This window comes from Emticicia aquatica, from assembly GCF_923079645.1.
GTDB classification, from domain to species: Bacteria; Bacteroidota; Bacteroidia; order Cytophagales; family Spirosomataceae; genus Emticicia; species Emticicia aquatica.
This window is the reverse complement of the sequence record NZ_CAKLPY010000001.1, coordinates 38,406-59,581: the sequence shown is the minus strand read 5'-3', so window position 1 is coordinate 59,581 and position 21,176 is coordinate 38,406. Positions and strand designations below refer to the sequence as shown.

Sequence of the window (21,176 nt, the reverse complement as noted above, 5' to 3'; positions counted from 1 at the left end):
CTCTTCTACAACGATTTCAAACGTTTGCGTAAATTTTATTTGAAATATTATAGATTTTATAACTTTATTGCACAATATTTGTTAGTTTTTAAGCAAAATCTTTAGAAAATTCAAAAGAAAATACAAATGAGCTTCACCGAAAAAGAAATTTCGCCTTTGGCAAGCATGGATGAATGGGAAGATGATTTACTTCAAAGATACCCAGAGCCAAAAAATGCTGAGAAAAAAGCCAAAGAAGAATACCGTAATTACGTAGATTCTGAGCGAGTAAATACTGTAAGAGAATTTTATCGTTTGAATCATACTTACCAAACTTACGATTTTGTGTTGGAGAAAGAAAAAGAATTCTTGAAATTCGACAAACGAGAAATGTCAGTTTGGGATGCCATTGATTTCTTGAATACATTAGTTGATGATTCTGACCCTGATACAAATCTTGACCAATTCCAACATTTATTACAAACTTCGGAAGCAATCAGAGCTGATGGTCATCCAGATTGGTTTGTATTAATGGGTTTTATGCACGACTTGGGCAAAGTTTTATGTCTATTCGGCGAACCTCAATGGGCAGTTGTAGGCGATACTTTCCCTGTTGGTTGCAAACACTCCGACAAAATTGTTTATCCAGAATTCTTTGAGGCAAATCCTGATTCAAAAGACGAAAGATACAATACAAAATATGGTGTTTATTCACCTAATTGCGGTCTTGAAAATGTAAAAATGTCTTGGGGACATGACGAATATCTTTACCAAATGATGAAAAATTATTTGCCTGAAGAAGCGTTATATCCGATTCGCTATCACTCATTTTATCCACAACACCGTGACGACGCATATAGCCATTTGATGTCGGCACACGACTACAAAATGTTTAAATGGGTAGATAAGTTTAATCCTTATGATTTATATTCAAAAGTGCCTGTTCCGCCTGATGCAAAAGCACTTCGACCATATTACGAAGATTTGGTAGCCAAATATTTACCAAGTACGTTGAAGTTTTAATTTTACTTGATTCAATTAAAACGTAAAAAATGCTTGATATTTCGACTTCAAAAGTTGGAAATGTCAAGCATTTTTTTTGGAAATCTACTAAATATCAAATCAACAAAGCCATGTCCATTGTTTGAAAATCGTTTCTTATATTTGTAAAATCAATTCAACCCTTCCCTATCATATTCAATGAAAAAATACAACTTCAGCATTATTTTACTTTTATTTACTTTTATTGGTGTTTTTGGCCAATCGACCAATACGCTTTGGTACAAACAACCCGCCCAATATTTTGAAGAAAGCTTAGTTTTGGGCAATGGAAAAATAGGAGCAACAGTTTTTGGTGGCGTAAATTCGGATAAAATTTACCTCAATGATGCCACTCTTTGGTCAGGTGGCCCTGTAAATGCCAATATGAATCCAGAGGCATACAAAAATCTTCCTGCAATTAGGGAGGCTTTGCAAAATGAAGATTATAAACTGGCAGATAAACTCAACAAAAAATTGCAAGGGAAATTTTCGGAATCATTTGCTCCGCTCGGAACAATGTATATCAACTCCGATGAACCCAAAGAATATACAAATTATTACCGTGAATTGAATATTTCAGAAGCTATTTCTAAGGTAAGTTATGAAGTGAAAGGCGTAAAATTTACGCGTGAATATTTTGTTTCGTATCCAGACCAAATCATGGTTATTAAACTTACGAGTAGTCAAAAAGGGGCTTTGTCTTTCGATGTGAAATTTAATAGTTTGTTAAAATACAAAACTATAACTACCAAAAATACACTACAAATAAACGGCTACGCTCCTATTCATGCAGAGCCAAGTTATAGAAAAAGTGATAATCCAATCATTTTTGATGAAAACCAAGGCACACGATTTACAACTTTGGCAAAAATCAAAAATACGGATGGCAAAATCATAACAACAGACAGTACGTTAGGTATAAAAAATGCTAGCGAAGCGTTGATTTATGTATCAATTGCAAGTAGTTTTAACGGTTTTGATAAAAATCCAGCAACCGAAGGCTTGAATAATAATGCCATTGCGAACCAAAACTTACAAAAAGCTTTTGCCAAAACTTTCGCCCAAATTAAACTCGCTCACCTAAAAAACTACCAAAATTATTTCAATCGTGTAAGTTTAAATTTAGGCAAAACCACTGCCCCAAATCTTCCAACTGACGAACGCTTGCGACGTTATGCCAAAGGAGAAGAAGATAAAAATTTAGAAATTTTGTATTTCCAATATGGACGTTATTTGCTCATTAGCAGTTCACGAACTGAAGGTGTTCCTGCTAATTTACAAGGAATTTGGAACCCTTATATGCGTCCACCTTGGAGCAGTAATTATACCACAAATATCAATGCTGAAGAAAATTATTGGTTGGCTGAAAATACCAATTTGAGTGAAATGCACTCGCCAATGCTCAGTTTCATTAAAAATATATCAAAAACTGGTAAAATTACAGCTAAAACTTTTTATGGCGTAAACGGCTGGACAGCAGCCCATAATTCTGATATTTGGGCGATGAGTAATCCTGTTGGTGAATTTGGTCAAGGCGACCCATGTTGGGCAAACTGGAACATGGCTGGAGCCTGGTTAAGTACACATTTATGGGAACATTATGTTTTCACTCAAGACAAAAACTTCCTAAAAAATGAAGCATACGACATCATGCATGGTGCTGCACAGTTTTGTTTGGAATGGTTAGTATTAGACAAAAACGGTAAGCTAATTACCTCACCATCAACTTCTCCAGAGAATATTTACATTGCCTCTGATGGATATAAAGGAGCAACAATGTATGGTGGAAGTGCCGATTTAGCCATGATTCGTGAGTGTTTTGACAAAACAATTAAAGCTTCAAAAATATTAAATATAGATGCTGCATTCAGAGCAAAATTGGAAGATGCTTTAGCAAAATTATATCCCTATCAAATTGGGAAAAAAGGTAATTTACAAGAATGGTACTTCGATTGGGAAGATGCCGAACCGCAACACCGTCATCAATCGCATTTGTTTGGGCTTTTCCCAGGAAACCATATTACACCAATAAAATCGCCCGCTTTAGCCGATGCTTGCAGGAAAACACTTGAAATTAAAGGCGATGAAACCACAGGTTGGAGCAAAGGTTGGAGAATTAATCTTTGGGCAAGACTTTGGGACGGCAATCATGCGTATAAAATGTACCGTGAGTTATTGCATTATGTTGAACCCGATGAAGTAAAAACCAATTATGCACGTGGTGGTGGCACTTATCCAAACTTATTTGATGCTCATCCACCTTTCCAGATTGATGGAAATTTTGGTGGAGCTGCGGCCGTAGCCGAAATGCTCGTACAATCTGATGAGAAAGAAATAAGGTTACTTCCTGCTTTACCTGATGCATGGGAAAGTGGCTCAGCAAAAGGTATTTGTGCAAGAGGAGGTTTTGAAATTGCGATAGATTGGCAAAATAAAAACCTCAAAAAAACAGTTATTTCTTCAAAAAAGGGTGGCAAAACCACTTTGATTTTTGGCAAAAAAACTAAACAAATTTCGCTCACTGCTGGCCAAAAAATAGAGGTTAATTGGTAGTACTTTGTGACCTACTTTGACAATCTGTTATTCGATTGTCAAAGTAGGTCACAGCTATTTCAAAAATTTTATTCTGAAAACAAATGGCGGGAACGTTCCCGATAACGTTTGCGTAAAATAACCTTCTTTATTAATTGATTTACTGCAATAATTAGGTTAAATTTAAGGTCAATAGACCTTAAACTATTCAACCGAAAATGAAAATACCAGTTTTAGTAAAACTCATTTTACTATTTCTTCCAACCATCGTATTCGCCCAAAAAGACGTTTATTTATTCTCATATTTCACTGATAATGGTCAAGACGGTTTACACTTAGCTTATAGTAAGGATGGCCTTTCTTGGGAAACACTCAACGCTGGAAAATCATTTTTGAAACCCGAAATAGGTAAAGATAAATTAATGCGAGACCCCTGCATTATTCAATCTCCCGAAGGTACTTTTCAAATGGTTTGGACTTCGGGTTGGCACGACCAAATCATTGGTTATGCATCTTCAAATGACTTAGTACATTGGTCAGAACAAAAAGCAATTCCTGTAATGGAACACGAGCCAACCGCCAAAAACGCTTGGGCTCCTGAAGTTTTTTACGATGAAAAAAAGAAAAACTACCTCATTTTTTGGGCAACAACAATTCCAGGAAGGCATTCGGATATTGCCGATTCTGAAAAAGAAAAAGGGTTGAACCATCGAATTTACTACACCGAAACTACTGATTTTAAAACTTTTAGTCCAACAAAAATATTCTTTAATCCTAATTTCAGTGCCATTGATGCCACAATACTCGATGATGGAAAAAGCTATTATATGTTTGTTAAAAATGAAAACCCAAATCCTCCACAAAAAAACATTCGTATTATAAAATCTAATCAAGTCAATTCATTTTCTACCGAAGTTTCTCCGCCAATTACTGGAAATTATTGGGCAGAAGGCCCAACTTCTATTCGTATTGGTGAATATGTTTACGTTTATTTTGATAAATATATTGACCATCAATATGGTGCCATTCGCTCAAATGACTTCAAAAATTGGGAAGATATTTCTAGCCAAGTAAACTTCCCGAAAGGCTTACGACACGGAACAGTTTTTAAGGTTACAGAAATATTTTTTAACGATTTGAAAAAGAAATTTTAAACCACCATTTAACTAAATTTATATTGAAAAAAATCTCCATTTCTGCTATCATATTGTTGGTTTCATTGTTAAGTTCTGCTCAAAAACAAACAATTGAAACGACAAAAATAGACGTAGATTTCAATAAAAACATTGGAAAAATGTATCCATTTTGGGCATTTTTTGGTGCTGATGAACCAAATTATGCGTACATGAAAGATGGGAAAAAACTTCTTTCCGAGTTGTCGGCAATGAGTCCAGTTCCTGTTTATTTTCGGGCTCATAACTTATTGACTTCTGGCCATGATACACTTAATTTAAAATGGGGTTCGACCAATGTTTATACCGAAGATGCAAAAGGAAACCCTGTTTATGATTGGACAATTGTAGATAAAATTTTTGATACTTATCTGCAACGTGGCGTAAAACCTTTGGCTCAATTTAGCTTTATGCCAGAAGCACTTTCTACAAAACCACAGCCGTACGAACATCATTGGCAGCCAGGAATGCCCTACGACAAAGTTTATACAGGCTGGACTTACCCGCCCAAAGACTATAAAAAATGGGCTGATTTGGTATATGAATGGGTAAAACACTCAGTAACAAGATACGGCAAAACAGAAGTGGAAAGTTGGTATTGGGAACTTTGGAATGAGCCGAATATCGGCTATTGGAGCGGAACTGTGCAGGAATACTGCAAATTATACGATTATACTGCTGATGCCGCCAAACGAGCTTTGCCTACAATCAAAATGGGTGGCCCCGAAACAACAGGCCCAAGTTGGAGCAAAGCTTCTGAGTTTTTGAAAATATTTTTAAAACATTGCGTAGCTGACACCAATTATGTAACTGGGAAAATTGGTTCTCCACTTGATTTTATTAGCTTTCATGCCAAAGGTTCACCGAAAATAGTTGATGGACATGTGCAAATGAATATGGGAACTCAGCTGCGAGATATTTCGGAAGGCTTTAAAATAGTTACTTCTTTTCCAACGCTAAAAAAGCTTCCCATCATTATTGGCGAGTCTGACCCCGAAGGCTGTGCCGCTTGTGGCATGAAAACCAATCCACAAAACGCCTACCGAAATGGCACTATGTATTCGAGTTATACAGCCGCATCTTTTGCTCGAAAATATGCCCTCGCAGATTATTTCAACGCCAATCTTTTGGGAGCCGTAAGCTGGTCTTTTGAATTTGAAAACCAACCTTATTTCTACGGTTTTAGAGATTTGGCAACCAATGGCATTGATAAACCAGTATTGAATGTTTTCCGAATGTTTGGTCTGATGAGTGGCTCACGAGCAGAAGTAAAAGGCAATCAAAATTATACTTTTTCGATGGTGCGAGATTCGAGTGTTCGAGGCAAAAATGCTGACATTGATGCCCTTGCAAGCAAAGATAATCGCTCGGCAGCGATTATGCTTTGGCATTATCATGACGACGATGTGCAGGCGAAAAATGCTATTATTGACCTAAATTTGAAAGGTTTACCAGCAAAAACAGTCAATTTATTCCATTATCGCATTGATAATGAAAATAGTAATGCGTACGAAGTTTGGAAAAAAATGGGTTCTCCCGAAAATCCAACGAATGAGCAAATCGCTGTGTTAGAAAAAGCAGGACAATTGACCTTGTTGACATCACCGATTTATTTAAAAACTACGAATGGTGAGCTAAAACTTAACATTTCTTTACCTCGACAAGGCGTTTCTTTACTAAAATTAGATTGGTAAAATTTTATTTAGACAACAAATGATGTACAAATTTTGCTCTAATTGACTCATTTATTTATGTACGCATGAAACCATTTTTAGTATCAATTTTATTCATTATTTTCATTGGTAAAACCCACAGAACGGTTGCACAAACATCGGTCAGTAACAGTGTTTTTTATCAAAAAGCCATTGATAATTCGGTGGCTTTGTATCATCAAAAAATGGGAGAACAATCGGGGCTTTACAATGGAAGTCAATATCCAACTTATCAATTTGTATTTCAAGAAAATGGTCATCCTTACTTTAATAAAAATACCTTTTGTAAAGGCTCAATTGTGTACGAAAATGTACTTTATCCAAACGTTAAGTTGCTTTATGATGAAGTAGCCGAGGTAATTATTTTTCAAGATTCTTCTCATTTTATCCAATTAATCAATGATAAAATTTCACAGTTTACCCTTGAAAATGCTTTTTTTATTCGCATTCAAAAAGACAGTTTGAATAATTTGACTTCAGGGTTCTATCAAGTCCTTTACGATGGAAAAGTAAATGTACTAAAGCGAGAAACAAAAACTGTTAATGAAACATTAGGTTCGACGGTTGAAGGAGTGCTTCGATACATAAAAATTGAAAGGTTTTTTTATATCAAAAACAACAACATTTATTATCCAATAAGGCAAAAAACAGACGTGTTTCGGGTTTATAAAGACTATAAAAAAGATATTCAAAAATACTTAAAAAACAATTCTTTGAATTTCAAAAATGACAGAGATATATTTCTCGTAAATGTGAGTAATTTCCATGACCAGCTAACCAAATAAGCATGAAACAACGCTTTATTTTTTTACTTTTTATAATGGGTTTCTTGTTTTTTTCAAAAGCTTTTGGGCAACAGGATTCTCTGTCATTTGTTTCTTTAGACTTAAAAAATGCAAAAATTAACGAAATAATTACTGAGTTAGAAAAACAAACAAATTATCATTTTTACTATGATGCGTCTGAGTTTGATAGTCTTTTGGTAACAATTTCTATTAAACAACAACCATTGGCAAATGCCCTTAATCAGCTATTCAATAAGACCGATTTTAACTTTGCTTTTGACAATAATTTTCATGTTTTTCTTACAAAAGGTAAAACCTTAAACTTGTTTATTGCAACAGATTTTTTTGCCAATTCCAATCAAAATAATAGAAGAAAAACACAAACAAACATTAATTACGCTGAAGAACCAGAACAAAAAGCTGTTTGGGAAAATAAGCTCTACGAAATTGGTGATAAATCAATCAAAAGTTTACAAAAAAACTTTAGTATTTCTGGATATTTAAAAGACGCCATCAGTGGCGAAGCAATAGTAGGTGCTTCGGTTTTTATTGAGCAACCTCGCGTCGGAATTTCGACCGATGCCAATGGTTATTATTCGCTTTTGTTACCGAAAGGTCGGCATACTTTACACATCAGAAGCGTAGGAATGAAAGATACTAAAAGGCAAATTTATATTTATAATAATGGCAAATTTAATATTGATTTGAAAGAAACCGTTGTTGCGTTGAACGATGTTATCATCACTGCTCAAAAAGAAAGTAACATCAAAAACGCCCAAATGGGAGTTCAGAAAGTTGATATTAAGGCAATAAAACAAGTGCCAGTTGTATTTGGAGAAACTGATATTTTGAAAGTAATAAGCACTTTGCCAGGGGTAAAAACAACGGGTGAAGCCAGTACAGGTTTGAATGTTAGGGGCGGTTCGGCTGACCAAAACCTTATTTTATTCAATGATTCTCCAATCTATAATCCTTCACATTTTTTTGGAATGTTTTCGGCTTTTAATCCTGAAATTATTAAGGATGTTGAACTTTTCAAAAGTAGCATTCCAGCACGTTATGGCGGACGCTTATCCTCAGTTTTAAATATTAATACACGCGAAGGAAACAAAGAAAAATTTACGGGTTCAGCAGGTATTGGCCTACTCACTAGCCGTTTGAATATCGAAGGGCCAATCAACAGTAAAACTTCATTTATTGTTGGCGGGCGTACCACTTATGCGAATTGGCTTTTGAATCTTTTACCAGAGCCATATAAAGGAAGTAAAGCCACATTTTATGACTTAAATCTCAATATTAGCCACGAAATCAATAAGAAAAACAATGTTTATCTGACTGCTTATTTAAGTCAAGACCATTTTAATCTCAATAGCGATACCCTTTTTGGCTACAGAAACAAGAATGTTTCGATAAAATGGAAACATCTCTACAATGACAAACTCCAAAGTGTTTTCACAAGTGGTTTGACAAATTATCATTATAAAATTTCTAGCCAAAAATTTCCAGCAACAGCCTATCAATTGGGTTTTGACATCAATCAAGCTTTTTTCAAGGCACATTTCAATTATTATTTAGACAAAAAACATACATTCGATTTTGGTATAAATACGCTTCATTATCAATTACATCCTGGCTCATATTTACCATTGAGCAATGAATCTTTGGTAAAGCCTGACCAAATTGCTACCGAAAAAGCCTTAGAAAGTGCTATTTATTTTAGTGATACTTATACAATTTCGAGTTTATTTACCCTCGATGCGGGGATTAGATTTTCTGTTTTCAACTATTTAGGGCCGCACGAAGTAAATATTTACCCTGCAAATTTGCCGAAAACATTGAACAATATGCTCAATAGTGTTTCTCAAAATGGTATTATCAAAACCTACGCCGCTCCCGAATACAGAGCATCTTTACGGTATGCTTTTACTGATAATTTTTCGTTAAAAGCAGGCTATAATACCCAACAACAATACATTCATTCGATTTCAAATACTGCTTCAATTGCCCCAACTGATGTATGGAAATTAAGCGATACGAATATAAAACCTCAACATGGTAGCCAAGTTTCTTTGGGTGTTTATAATAATTTTAAATCAAATAGCATCGAAACATCGGTCGAGGTTTATTATAAAAACATCAAAAATTATTTAGATTATAAAAGTGGTGCTCAATTGATAATGAATCATCACATCGAAACAGACGTGATTGCAACAAAGGGCAAAGCTTATGGTGTTGAGTTTCTTGTAAAAAAACTTAAAGGCAAATTAAATGGCTGGGTAAGCTACACTTGGTCTCGAATTCTTTTGAAAATGGATGACCCACAGGCTGGCGAACTCATCAATAAAGGCATGTTTTACCCTGCTAATTATGACAAACCACACGATGTGTCTGTGATTACAAACTATCATTTTAGTCATCGTTTCAGTACTTCATTAAATGTAACATATAGCACAGGTCGCCCCATAACTTTGCCGTCGGGGGCATATAACTATGGTGGCTCGGTGCGTACATTATATTTAGAAAGAAACGGTTATAGGATTCCAGATTATTTTCGCTCGGATTTTTCTATGAATATTGAGGGTAATCATAAGGTTTTTCAAAAAACGCATAATTCTTGGACACTTGGCGTCTATAATATTACGGGGCGGAAAAACCCGTATTCGGTCTATTACATTTCGGAAAATGGACAAACCAATGGTTATAAACTTTCCATTTTTGGTAGTGCAATACCATTTATCAACTTTAATATCAGATTTTAGCTCAATGAATAAAATATATTTTTACTTAATCTTTTTGTGGATAATAACGGGTTGTAAAGAAAAATACGACTCGCCTGTTATCACACCCGAAACTGGCTATTTGGTGGTCGAAGGAGCAATCAATAGCGGTCAAGGAATTACTGATATTACGTTAAGTCGAACTACAAAATTAGACAGTCGAAAAACTGTTTTTGAACTCGGTGCAAGCGTGAGAGTTGAAGCAGACGACAATACTTTTAATGTATTGACAGAAAAGACAGCAGGTCATTATATTGCCAATAATTTAAATTTGAACACGCAAAAAAAATACCGACTTAACATCAAAACCAAAGCAGGCAAAGAATACCTATCAGATTTTCTGACAATAAAAAACAATCCACCGATTGATAGTATTTATTGGCAACGTGAAACAAACGGCGTTCAATTATATGTAAACACCCACGATTCTGAAGGGAATACACGTTATTATCTTTGGGAGTTTACTGAAACCTGGGAGCATCCTGCGGATTTTAAGTCATACCTCAAATACGAAGTTATCACTGGCGGTCAGCGAGGAAATACGTATAAAGTTGTTTATCGTGACCCCAACAACAACAATTATTTTGATAGTAGCATGTATTTTTGTTGGCAATCGCAGGTTTCTACGCAAATCTTGATTGGTACTTCGGTCAAATTAAGTAAAGATGAAATCAATCTACCACTGACATTTATTCCTTCCACTTCAGCCAAACTAAATGCCCTTTATAGCATTCAAGTGAAACAAAAAAGTTTGACCAAAGAAGCCTTTGAGTTTTTGGAAATAATGAAAAAAAACTCAGAAATGACAGGAACAATTTTTGATGCTCAACCCGCTGTTTTATACGGCAATATTCATGGTGTAACCGACCCTAACGAACCCGTCATTGGCTATCTTTCTATTTGCCCAATTCAAGAAAAAAGAATTTTTATTGACCATAAACAAGTACCAAACTGGGATTATAATTCTAATTGTAAAGAAACGATGTTTAGCAATAATAGTAATACCATTCGAGATAAATCTTTGGGATTTATGCCAACCAATGTTGTTCCATTATTAGCTCCATTTCCAACAATAGTTTCATTTTTTGCAGCTCCGCCCGAATGTGTTGATTGTCGATTAAGTGGCACGAATGTTAAACCTTCTTTTTGGCCCAACTGATATAAATAATGCTAAAAAACAATTTATTAAATATAATTCAAGCTCAAAAGACGCTTATTAAAGTTATCATCATTGCTTTTGTATGGATGACAAATGCTTGTTTTGCTCAAAATTCGCTGCAAGATTCGTTACAAAACCAGTTTACAGCTTATCATCAAAACAATCTACAAGAAAAAATCTTTCTGCATACTAATAAAGAATTTTATCTGTGCGATGAAATCTTATGGTTTAAAATATACAATGTCGATGCTTTTTTTCATAAACCGCTCAATATCAGCAAAGTAGCTTATGTAGAATTGCTTGATAAAAATAATAAATCTGTTTTAAAAACAAAGCTTGCTTTGAAAGATGGTTTTGGCAATGGTTCATTACAATTGCCTCATTTTATCGGTTCGGGCAATTATAAAATACGAGCTTATACGCATTGGATGAAAAACTTTAATGCAAATTATTTTTTTGAGAAAAAACTTACCATTATTAATTCCAAAAAAGCTTATGAAGGTGATTCTTTGCATCAAAAAAACCAAATTGAAGTCGCTTTTTTCCCTGAAGGTGGCAATCTTGTTAATGGACTTTCAAGTAAAATTGCTTTTCATGTGCTAAAAAACAATACGGGACAATCATGTAATGGAGTTATAATAAACACAAAATCTGATACGGTCGTAAAATTTTCAACCCATAAATTTGGTATTGGAAATTTTACTTTAACACCAGAATCTGGACAAGCCTATCAGGCAATTATTTGGCTTAATGACAGCACAAAAATCAAACAAAATCTGCCAATTGCCTATGTCAATGGCACTGTCATGCACCTTGAAGAAGCTAATAACCAACAATTAAAAGTAAGAGTAGAGACCACTAATCTATCAAACGTTTATCTTTTTGTACATACAAGAGGTATTATTAAATCGGTGCAAAATGCTAAGATTCAACATGGAAATGCTACATTCTTGATTGAAAAAGCCAAAATTGGTGATGGAATTTCACATTTTACAATTTTTAATGACCAAAAACACCCACTTTGTGAGAGGTTATATTTCAAATATCCCGAACCTTTAAATTTGATTTTATCTTCTGAGAAATCAATATACGAAACGAGAAAAAAAATCTCGCTTAATATTCGTGCAACCAATCAAGATGAAAAACCAATACAGGCAAATTTATCAATGTCGGTTTATAAAATTGACTCTTTACAAACAATTTGCGATGAAGATATAAATAGTTATTTTTGGCTATCCTCTGATTTGGTTGGAAAAATTGAGTCTCCAACCTATTATTTTAGTGCTGAAAACGGAACGCATGAAGCCATTGATAATTTGATGCTGACGCATGGCTGGCGAAGATTCCGATGGGAAAACATCATTTCAATCAAAAAATCAAGTTTTGAGTTCATGCCAGAATATGTCGGTCATGTAATTACTGGTAAAATCACCCACCCACGAACTGATATTCCTGCACAAAACATTGAAGCTTTTCTTTCAGTAGCAAGTAATCGAACGCTCTTTCGCCCTGCCAAAAGTGATACTAATGGTATTGTGAAATTTGAAATCAAAGATTTTTATACCAATAACGAAATCATTTTGCAAACAGATAGTCTGTATGATGTGGAAATAATGAACCCATTTTCTGAAAAATACACCACTAATTTACTTCCAAATTTTTCTCAAAATCAAATAAATCTTAGAGAATTAATCAATCATCATGTGGGCGTGCAAGTTCAAAGTGTTTATGCTAATAATAAGCTCAAACAATTTATCGCTCCAATCATTGACACGTCAGCTTTTTATTCAAAACCTGATGAAACCTACCTTCTAGATAATTATGTACGTTTCGCAACTGTTGACGAAGTTTTAAGAGAATATGTAAAACCAGTTATTGTGAGAAAAAGAAATGGTAAATCGCATTTTCTTGTCTATGATTTATTGAAAAATAAGTTTTTTGAAGATGACCCACTCGTATTATTAGATGGCGTTCCGATTTTCGATATTGATAAATTTATTACCCATAATCCGAGTAAAATCAAGAAGTTAGAAATTGTCTCTCGACAATATTATTTGGGCAAAAAATCGTTTAGTGGTATCCTAAATTTCACAACTTATCAAGGAAATCTAGCCAATTTTGAGCTTGACCCAAACACAACCGTCATTGACTATGAAGGTTTGCAAAAACAACGAGATTTTTATTCACCAATTTATCAAAATCAGCAACAAGTCGCCAGCCGAATGCCCGACTTTAGAAATGTTTTGTATTGGTCGCCAATTTTAAAAACTGACCAAAATGGAAAGCAAGAAGTCAATTTTTATAGTTCAGATTTAACAGGAAAATTCGTGATAATACTTCAAGGAATTACAAAAGAAGGTAAAACTGGCAGTAAAATAGCACAATTTGATGTTAAATAGCCTGTAAGTACATGATAGCTATTTTGTTTTTAAGGCCTATTTTTGAAAAAAACAAACCGATGATTAAGTATTATATTTTCATATTTACACTATTATTTTATCAATTTTCTGTCTTTTCTCAGAAAATTGACCGTAAAACCGTAGTCGAGCGACATCAAGTAAATGTCACTAAAATTGATACTTTATCGTCTCTTTCGGTAGGAAATGGGCATTTTGCTTTTACTGTTGATGCAACTGGTTTACAGACATTTCCTGACTTTTATGCCAATGGCGTTCCGCTCGGAGCACAGTCAGAATGGGGTTGGCACAGTTTTCCCAATATTGAAAACTACAAAATTGAAGAAACACTTAAAGAACTTAATTCTCACGGGCGAAAAGTTCCTTATGCCGCTCAATGGAATGAACCAAAACGCAAGAAAGATGCATCGGATTTTGTTCGCCAAAACCCACATCGTTTGCAGTTAGGAAATATTGGTTTTGAGTTATTCAAAAAAGACCAATCTAAAACACAAACAACTGATATTCAAGATATTAAACAAACACTTAACCCTTATACGGGTGAAATAAAAAGTCATTTTGTTTTTGATGGAGAAACAGTTGATGTACAAACTTTTTGCCATCAACAGCACGATATTATTGCAGTAAAAGTACAATCTAATTTAATAAAAAGTGGGCGTTTAAAAATTAGATTAAGACTTCCCTACCCTACCGATAAGTTTATTGATGCAGGAAATAATTGGTCAAAAATCGAGCGACATTCGTCGAAAATTATTACGTCAACATCAAATCAAGCTACTGTCAAACACACGTTAGACCAAGACCAATATTTCATTCATTTAACATGGAGCAACAACGGAAAACTGAAAGAAATTGAACCACATTATTTCTTATTTGAACCATCAAATTCTACTGGAAACTTGACCTTTAATTGTCAGTTTTCGCCACAAAATATTTCGTCAAAAAACACTTTTGTCGCTATTCAAAACAGTAGCATTTTACATTGGCAAAAATTTTGGCATTCAGGCGGAGCGATTGATTTTGCAGGAAGCACTGACCCACGAGCCAACGAACTTGAACGACAAATTATTCTTTCAGAGTATCTTACTAAAATACAATGTGCTGGTTCTGCTCCTCCGCAAGAAACGGGCTTGATATATAACTCTTGGTTTGGTAAACCCCACCTCGAAATGCACTGGTGGCATGCGGTACATTTTGCCTTATGGGGACGAGTTGAGCTATTAGAAAAAAGTTTAGGTTGGTATAAAAAAGCATTGCCAACTGCCAGAATTATTGCACAAAGACAAGGTTTCACTGGGGCAAGGTGGCCAAAAATGACTGATAATGAAGGAGGTGAAACATCGTCGTCAGTTGGTTCTTATTTGCTCTGGCAACAACCGCATATAATTACATTTTCAGAATTAGTTTACCGCCAAAAACCAACCAAACAAACCTTAGAAAAGTACAAAGAAGTAGTTTTTGAAACTGCCGATTTTATGGCTTCTTTTGCTTATTTCGACCAACAAAAAGGCAAATATATTCTAGGAAAAGGTATTATTTCAGCCCAAGAACGTTTCAAACCTGAAGATACTTTTAATCCAACTTATGAGTTAAACTATTGGTATCAAGCACTTACAATTGCCCAAAACTGGCGTAAAAGATTAGGTTTAAAACCTAATGAAAATTGGCAAAAAGTAATTGATAATCTTTCGCCTCTACCTATCAAAGATGGTGTTTACTTAGCGACTGAAAATGCACAAGATTCGTACTTAAACCCTGTTTATTTGACCGACCATCCAGCGGTTTTGTGTACGCTCGGAATGCTACCCGAAACCTCAATGCTTGATAAACCGACCATGAAGCGAACATTCGAGAAAGTTTGGGAAGTTTGGGATTGGCAAGACACATGGGGTTGGGATTTCCCAATGGTAGCTATGACCGCCACTCGCTTGGATTTACCAGAAAAAGCCATTGATGGATTGATGATGAAAATCAGAACCAATACCTATTTGAATAATGGTCATAACTATCAAGATGCAAGATTACGCATTTATTTACCAGGAAATGGTGGTTTATTAACTGCCGTTGCACTCATGTGTGCGGGTTATGACGATTGTAAAAACTCAAATCCTGGTTTTCCGAAAGATGGCTCTTGGAAAGTAAAATGGGAAGGTTTAGAAAAGTTTTTTTAGGATAAATTTCAACCATAAAAATATGCACCGATTAGCACTAAAAATGAAGCTTCATGCTGGAAAAGCAGCAGAATACAAACGTCGCCACGACGAATTATGGGACGATGTAAAACAATTATTAAAAGACTCGACTGTAAGCGATTATTCCATTTTTTTGGATGAAGAAACACATATTCTCTTCGCAACTTTGAAGGTCAAAGATTTAGATAAATTCGCCCAAATACCATCGCATCCAGTCATAAAAAGATGGTGGGAATATATGGCAGATATCATGGAGACAAACTCCGATAATTCGCCTGTAAGTATGGATTTAAAAGATGTTTTTTATTTAGCTTAAAATATTACTTTAATGATTAATTTATTCAAAAAATCGCTCATTTTACTAGCTTTTTGTGTTTCAAATCAAGTCTTTTCCCAAGTTCAGGCACCTGCTTCAACTTTGCATTCAGAATCATTGCATACAGCCAAACCTGATTATCCGACACCTTATGGTAGTCCAAAAATTGAAGAAGTTAAACAGGTTTTAGGAAAAGTTCGTGGCTATTTAGATGCTGTAACACCTACAAAAGTTATTAATAAAATTACACAAGAAGAAATCACAGATTTCTCAAAAATTGATACAAACGCAACCGTTTATAGAGGTGATTTTAGTCTGACAAGTTACGAATGGGGTGTAACTTATGCCGCTATGTTAGCTGCTGGAAAAGCAACTGGCGATCCGCTTTTTACGCAATATGCTACGCAACGAATGAATTTTTTGGCTGATTTAGCTCCAATTATCAAGTCAAAATTCAAAATTGCTCCAACAATGCCTTTGCGTCAGGTTTTATCTCCACATGCCTTAGATGATTGCGGTGCGGTTTGTACAGCCATGATTAAAGCCTCTCGTGATGGGCTCGTAAAGAATTCCGTTCGTCCGTTGATTGATAATTATATCAATTATATTTACACCAAAGAATACCGCTTAACAGATGGCACTTTGGCTCGTAATCGACCATTGCCTAATACCATTTGGCTTGATGATATGTTTATGGGCGTACCTGCTTTGGCTCAAATGGGCAAACTTACAGGTGATAAAAAATATTACGATGAAGCTGTCAAGCAAATCCTGCAATTTTCTAAACGGATGTTTAACAAAGATTTAGGATTATTTATGCACGGTTGGGTTGAAAGTATGGAAACACATCCCGAATTTCACTGGGGAAGAGCCAACGGCTGGGCAATTTTGACGATGGTTGAAGTATTGGATGTTTTACCAAAAGACTATAAAGGACGTGCAGAAATTTTGGCGTTGTATAAGGCTCATGCCAAAGGATTAGCCGCTCAACAAACAGGTACGGGTTTTTGGCATCAATTACTCGATAAAAATGATTCTTATTTAGAAACATCTGCAACTGCAATTTATACATATTGCATCGCCAAAGGTATTAACGAAGGATGGCTAGATGCTGCAACTTATGGGCCAATGACTTTATTAGCTTGGAATGCAGTTGCTACCAAAGTAACCGAAAAAGGTCAAGTTGAAGGTGTTTGCGTAGGTACAGGCATGGGTTTTGAACCAGCTTTTTATTATTATCGTCCAGTTAATGTTTATGCTGCTCATGGTTATGGGCCTGTATTATTTGCGGGGGCAGAAGTCATTAACCTCTTGAAAAATAAAAAATTTGCTCTTAACGACAGTGCAATTATGTTAAGTAAATAACATTTTTATTAGCGAAATAGCACACTATTTATTACCAAAAAATCTATTCAAATATGAACCCTAAAAAAATATTCCTTGTCCTTTTATTTTTCATCAATCAAATAAGTTTTGCCCAAACGAAGCCTTATTCTATCCAAATGGCTGAGTCTTTTATGACTTGGCACAAAGATTCGATTGCGGTAAAAGAAGGCAAACCCGCAGGCTGGGATTATGAACAAGGATTGATGCACAAAGCATTAGAAAAAGTTTGGTATCGCACTGGTGATGGAAAATATTTTGAATATATACGTAAAGATTTAGACCGTTATGTTCAAAAAGATGGCAGCATTCGTACCTACAAATACGATGATTTTAACTTAGATAATGTACCTACGGGACGAGCATTATTGATGTTGGCTCAACAGTCGCAACCAGAAAAAGAAAAGTACAAAAAAGCAGCAGATTTACTTTGGAATCAAATAGAAAATCAACCAAAAACCAATGAAGGCGGTTATTGGCACAAAAAACGTTATCCATTCCAAATGTGGCTTGATGGACTTTTTATGTGTGAGCCTTTTGCAGCCGAATATAGCAAGATTTTTAATAAACCAGAACATTTCAATGACATTGCTCACCAATTTGCTTTGATTGAAAAACACGCCGTTGATGCAAAAACTGGCTTGGTTTATCACGGATATGATGAAAGAAAAGAACAAAAATGGGCTGATAAAAAAACTGGACTTTCACCACATTTCTGGAGTCGAGCCATTGGTTGGTACGCCATGGCGTTGGTTGATGTGTTAGATTATTTTCCTGAAAATCACCCTGAAAGAGCCAATCTTATCAAATATTTACAACGTTTAGCACCTGCATTGGTCAAATACCAAGATTCAAAATCGGGTGTTTGGTACCAAATGACTACACAAGGCACCCGCAAAGGAAATTATTTTGAAGCTTCTGGCTCATGTATGTTTGTTTACACGCTCGCAAAAGGTGTCCGTAAAGGTTATTTATCTCAAATTTATTTGACTGCTGCCAAGAAAGGCTACGCAGGAATCTTGAAAGAATTTGTTGAAAAAGAAGCAAATGGCTCAATAAGCCTCAATAAAACAGTGAGTGTTGGTGGTTTGGGTGGAACGCCTTACCGTGATGGCAGCTACGAATATTACTTGAGTGAGCCAATCCGAAAAAATGATTTGAAAGGCGTTGGCCCGTTTATTTTTGCAAGCGTAGAAATGGAAATTGCGGCTGAAAATAGTTTGGGAAAAGGAAAAAGCGTTGCCGTTGATAATTTTTTCAACCATGAATTCAGAAAAGATCTAAATGGAAATCAAGAAGCTTTTCATTATACTTGGGAAGACCGTCAGCATTCTGGTTTTTGGGTTTGGGGGCAAATTTTCAATGAATTAGGAGCAAAAACTACAACTATTTCGGCTGCTCCAACTGCTCAAAACCTTAAAGGAGTGGATGTATATATCATCGTTGACCCCGATACAAAAAAAGAGACTGTAAGTCCAAATTTCGTGCAAAAACCTGATATTCAAGCGATTAACAATTGGGTAAAAGCAGGTGGTACATTAATTTTGATGGCCAATGACACCTCTAATTGTGAAATTCCACATTTCAACGAATTAGCAAAAGCATTTGGCATTGAGTTTACCAACAAAAGCCGTAATATGGTACAAGGAACACAATGGGAACAAGGACGTTTGGATATTCCTGCGGGCAATCCTGTATTCAAAAACACCAAAACAGTTTATATAAAAGAGTTGGTTACATTGCATGTAAAAACGCCTGCAAAAGCAATTCTTAAGGAAGGTGGAGATAATATTATTGCAACGGCAAAGGTAGGAAAAGGAACAGTTTTCGTGGTTGGCGACCCATGGCTTTATAACGAATATACAGACGGACGAAGAATACCTGTTATTTATGAGAATTTTAGTGCCGCAAAAGATTTAGCTAAGTGGGCTTTGGGAGTTAAATAGTTTTTAAAACTTAATGAAATTTCATGATATTCTATCTTTTCTAAAAAGATAGAATATCATCAGTTTAGCTAAACAAGAATTGCTTACAATATCTTGAAAATCTTGTATGTAAACACCGATTTTCCTTCTAATCTGACGATATAAATTCCAGAAATTAGCATACTTACGTCTATCGTTTGTTCATGGTTCATCATATTTTCATACAATAATTGTCTTCCATAAATATCATATAACTTCACATCCTCATTTTGTAAAGACCTAATAATCAGCTTGTTATTTATATTATCTAAAAAGACAACTGGTTTTACAATTGTTTCTTTTTCTTCAGTAGGAGTCAACAGAATATAGGTTTTATCTGAAGTAATATTATTTATTCCTCGCTGACTAACCCTGTAATACAAACCAGAAATATATTCTTTCTTTTGTGGTAAAGTAAATTGATATTTGAATTTTTCGTTTGATTTAATTTCTACTATTTTAGTCCAAGTTTGGGCTTTATCTTCACTATATTCAAGCGTAAAAATATCACCCAGCTTATCATAATTTGTTTGACAAAAAAGCAATAAACTATCACTTTTAGTATCCCAACTTAATAATATTTCTGGACATACTTTCAGCCATTTATTAGTATCCAAAATATTTAATACTGCATTGATTTCAGCCTTGCTTTTTATACTAAAATTATACCCTCGACCTTCATATAGTGGTGCCATTATAGAGCCATCATCATGCGATGCACCAAAAACATGACCTAATTCATGAGCAGTAATCCATAAAGTCTTGTCTTTATCCAGAAAGCCTTTAACGACAGCTTGACCCAACTCATGTTCTTTTGGATTGCTTCCTCCTCTCCCATAAATATAAGGTGATTCATAATCCACACCAGTTATCAAGATTGTGATAAGTAGCTTACTATTTTGCCATTCTACTGGTTTTTTTATAGCGGTTGCTGCATAACTTATCAATTGTCCTAAATTAATTTTCTTGTCATCTTCTGGCCAAGGTGCTATTCCTGGTTTATCAAAAATCATTTGCCCGATAACCTTAAAACTAATTCTAGCATTAAACGCATAAGGAGCATAAAGTTCTTGTACGGCAGCTATTTGTAGCAGATTATCAGCTTCTAATTTGGCTCTACCATTTTCTATATTTTCATATTTTTGATATTGAGCAAAATCTATAATGAAAGCAATTGGAAACTCAACGCAGCCACTCACATTGTTAGGTTTAAGCTTTGTCAAATCTGATTTTGAAGATAAATCTATATCAATAATTTCTTTGATTTGTTCCTCTATAATGGCGTGTTTTTTATAAACATAATTTTCGTTTTTTACACTTTCAAGCCTACTCAGATTACCATTTTCAAGCATCAATAAACTATAAAATTGTTTATTGATTGTGGCAATAAAATACTTAGTTGTTTGCGAACAATCTACAAATATTTCAACCTCGCTTACTGCTTCGCCCGCTACATAAATTAGGCTTTTATAGTTTTTTATTGGGCTTTTTGTGAGTGATAAGTTGATTTTTTTATCATCAAATTGAAGAATTGCTTTTCCAATAAAATTCTCTCCCGTTTGTTCTATTTGACCAATTTCTTGATTATTTCTATCAATTTGTAACTTATTCGCCGTAAAACGAACGATTGTTTGTGCAATTACTGGATTCGAAATAATAAGTATAAATACGAATAGCTTTTTCATATTTTATTATTTTAAAATATATACGCTTCCATTTCTTTAATAGTAAATATAGAATATTTACC

The 21,176-nt window shown here is 34.8% G+C and carries 13 protein-coding genes; 12 read left to right on the top strand and 1 reads right to left on the bottom strand.

Translation table 11 applies throughout. From position 1 onward, the window contains the following. The first annotated feature begins 126 nt into the window (after positions 1–126). The 12 genes from MJQ71_RS00180 to MJQ71_RS00125 all read left to right on the top strand — a co-directional run bounded on the left by MJQ71_RS00180 (position 127) and on the right by MJQ71_RS00125 (position 19,411). Complete coding sequence (locus MJQ71_RS00180; RefSeq protein ID WP_238803695.1) at positions 127–1,002, top strand: inositol oxygenase family protein; 876 nt, start codon at positions 127–129, stop codon at positions 1,000–1,002. Between the two features lie 177 nt (positions 1,003–1,179). After that, positions 1,180–3,573, top strand: a complete 2,394-nt coding sequence (locus tag MJQ71_RS00175) for a glycoside hydrolase family 95 protein (RefSeq protein WP_238803694.1) — start codon at positions 1,180–1,182, stop codon at positions 3,571–3,573. A 197-nt stretch (positions 3,574–3,770) separates the two neighbouring features. Next, entirely contained in the window at positions 3,771–4,706 is a 936-nt protein-coding gene (locus MJQ71_RS00170) for a glycoside hydrolase family 43 protein (RefSeq protein WP_238803693.1), read from the top strand. Positions 4,707–4,729: 23 nt separating this feature from the next. Continuing rightward, the gene (locus MJQ71_RS00165) at positions 4,730–6,418 is read left to right on the top strand and encodes a GH39 family glycosyl hydrolase (protein ID WP_238803692.1); all 1,689 of its coding nucleotides are present in this window, start codon (positions 4,730–4,732) and stop codon (positions 6,416–6,418) included. A gap of 65 nt (positions 6,419–6,483) precedes the next feature. After that, positions 6,484–7,221, top strand: coding sequence for a hypothetical protein (locus MJQ71_RS00160; protein WP_238803691.1), 738 nt, complete (start codon positions 6,484–6,486; stop codon positions 7,219–7,221). Positions 7,222–7,223: 2 nt separating this feature from the next. After that, positions 7,224–9,980, top strand: coding sequence for a TonB-dependent receptor (locus tag MJQ71_RS00155; protein WP_238803690.1), 2,757 nt, complete (start codon positions 7,224–7,226; stop codon positions 9,978–9,980). A gap of 4 nt (positions 9,981–9,984) precedes the next feature. Then, positions 9,985–11,157: a DUF4249 domain-containing protein gene (locus MJQ71_RS00150; protein ID WP_238803689.1), complete on the top strand. Its 1,173-nt coding sequence runs from the start codon at positions 9,985–9,987 to the stop codon at positions 11,155–11,157. A gap of 8 nt (positions 11,158–11,165) precedes the next feature. Beyond that, entirely contained in the window at positions 11,166–13,556 is a 2,391-nt protein-coding gene (locus MJQ71_RS00145) for a hypothetical protein (protein ID WP_238803688.1), read from the top strand. 59 nt (positions 13,557–13,615) lie between these two features. Beyond that, on the top strand, positions 13,616–15,745 hold the full coding sequence (locus tag MJQ71_RS00140) for a hypothetical protein (RefSeq protein ID WP_238803687.1): 2,130 nt from the start codon (positions 13,616–13,618) through the stop codon (positions 15,743–15,745). 22 nt (positions 15,746–15,767) lie between these two features. Beyond that, positions 15,768–16,082, top strand: a complete 315-nt coding sequence (gene rhaM / locus MJQ71_RS00135) for an L-rhamnose mutarotase (protein WP_238803686.1) — start codon at positions 15,768–15,770, stop codon at positions 16,080–16,082. 12 nt (positions 16,083–16,094) lie between these two features. Next, positions 16,095–17,447: a glycoside hydrolase family 88/105 protein gene (locus MJQ71_RS00130; protein ID WP_238803685.1), complete on the top strand. Its 1,353-nt coding sequence runs from the start codon at positions 16,095–16,097 to the stop codon at positions 17,445–17,447. A gap of 53 nt (positions 17,448–17,500) precedes the next feature. Continuing rightward, positions 17,501–19,411 (top strand): DUF4350 domain-containing protein, encoded by a 1,911-nt coding sequence (locus MJQ71_RS00125; RefSeq protein WP_238803684.1) that lies wholly within the window; start codon positions 17,501–17,503, stop codon positions 19,409–19,411. Positions 19,412–19,494: 83 nt separating this feature from the next. Here the strand turns inward: MJQ71_RS00125 and MJQ71_RS00120 are convergent, their stop codons facing one another. Next, a complete protein-coding gene (locus MJQ71_RS00120) occupies positions 19,495–21,114 on the bottom strand; it encodes a zinc-dependent metalloprotease (RefSeq protein WP_238803683.1) in 1,620 nt (539 codons plus the stop codon). Between the last annotated feature and the right edge of the window lie 62 nt (positions 21,115–21,176).

What these genes read in the sequence shown, in the direction of transcription:
- MJQ71_RS00170 (WP_238803693.1), top strand. Translation starts at nt 3,771, where the DNA reads ATGAAAATACCAGTTTTAGTAAAACTCATTTTACTATTTCTTCCAACC.
- MJQ71_RS00180 (WP_238803695.1), top strand. Translation starts at nt 127, where the DNA reads ATGAGCTTCACCGAAAAAGAAATTTCGCCTTTGGCAAGCATGGATGAA.
- MJQ71_RS00120 (WP_238803683.1), bottom strand. Translation starts at nt 21,114, where the DNA reads ATGAAAAAGCTATTCGTATTTATACTTATTATTTCGAATCCAGTAATT.
- MJQ71_RS00140 (WP_238803687.1), top strand. Translation starts at nt 13,616, where the DNA reads ATGATTAAGTATTATATTTTCATATTTACACTATTATTTTATCAATTT.
- MJQ71_RS00150 (WP_238803689.1), top strand. Translation starts at nt 9,985, where the DNA reads ATGAATAAAATATATTTTTACTTAATCTTTTTGTGGATAATAACGGGT.
- rhaM (WP_238803686.1), top strand. Translation starts at nt 15,768, where the DNA reads ATGCACCGATTAGCACTAAAAATGAAGCTTCATGCTGGAAAAGCAGCA.
- MJQ71_RS00160 (WP_238803691.1), top strand. Translation starts at nt 6,484, where the DNA reads ATGAAACCATTTTTAGTATCAATTTTATTCATTATTTTCATTGGTAAA.
- MJQ71_RS00175 (WP_238803694.1), top strand. Translation starts at nt 1,180, where the DNA reads ATGAAAAAATACAACTTCAGCATTATTTTACTTTTATTTACTTTTATT.
- MJQ71_RS00155 (WP_238803690.1), top strand. Translation starts at nt 7,224, where the DNA reads ATGAAACAACGCTTTATTTTTTTACTTTTTATAATGGGTTTCTTGTTT.
- MJQ71_RS00145 (WP_238803688.1), top strand. Translation starts at nt 11,166, where the DNA reads ATGCTAAAAAACAATTTATTAAATATAATTCAAGCTCAAAAGACGCTT.
- MJQ71_RS00130 (WP_238803685.1), top strand. Translation starts at nt 16,095, where the DNA reads ATGATTAATTTATTCAAAAAATCGCTCATTTTACTAGCTTTTTGTGTT.
- MJQ71_RS00125 (WP_238803684.1), top strand. Translation starts at nt 17,501, where the DNA reads ATGAACCCTAAAAAAATATTCCTTGTCCTTTTATTTTTCATCAATCAA.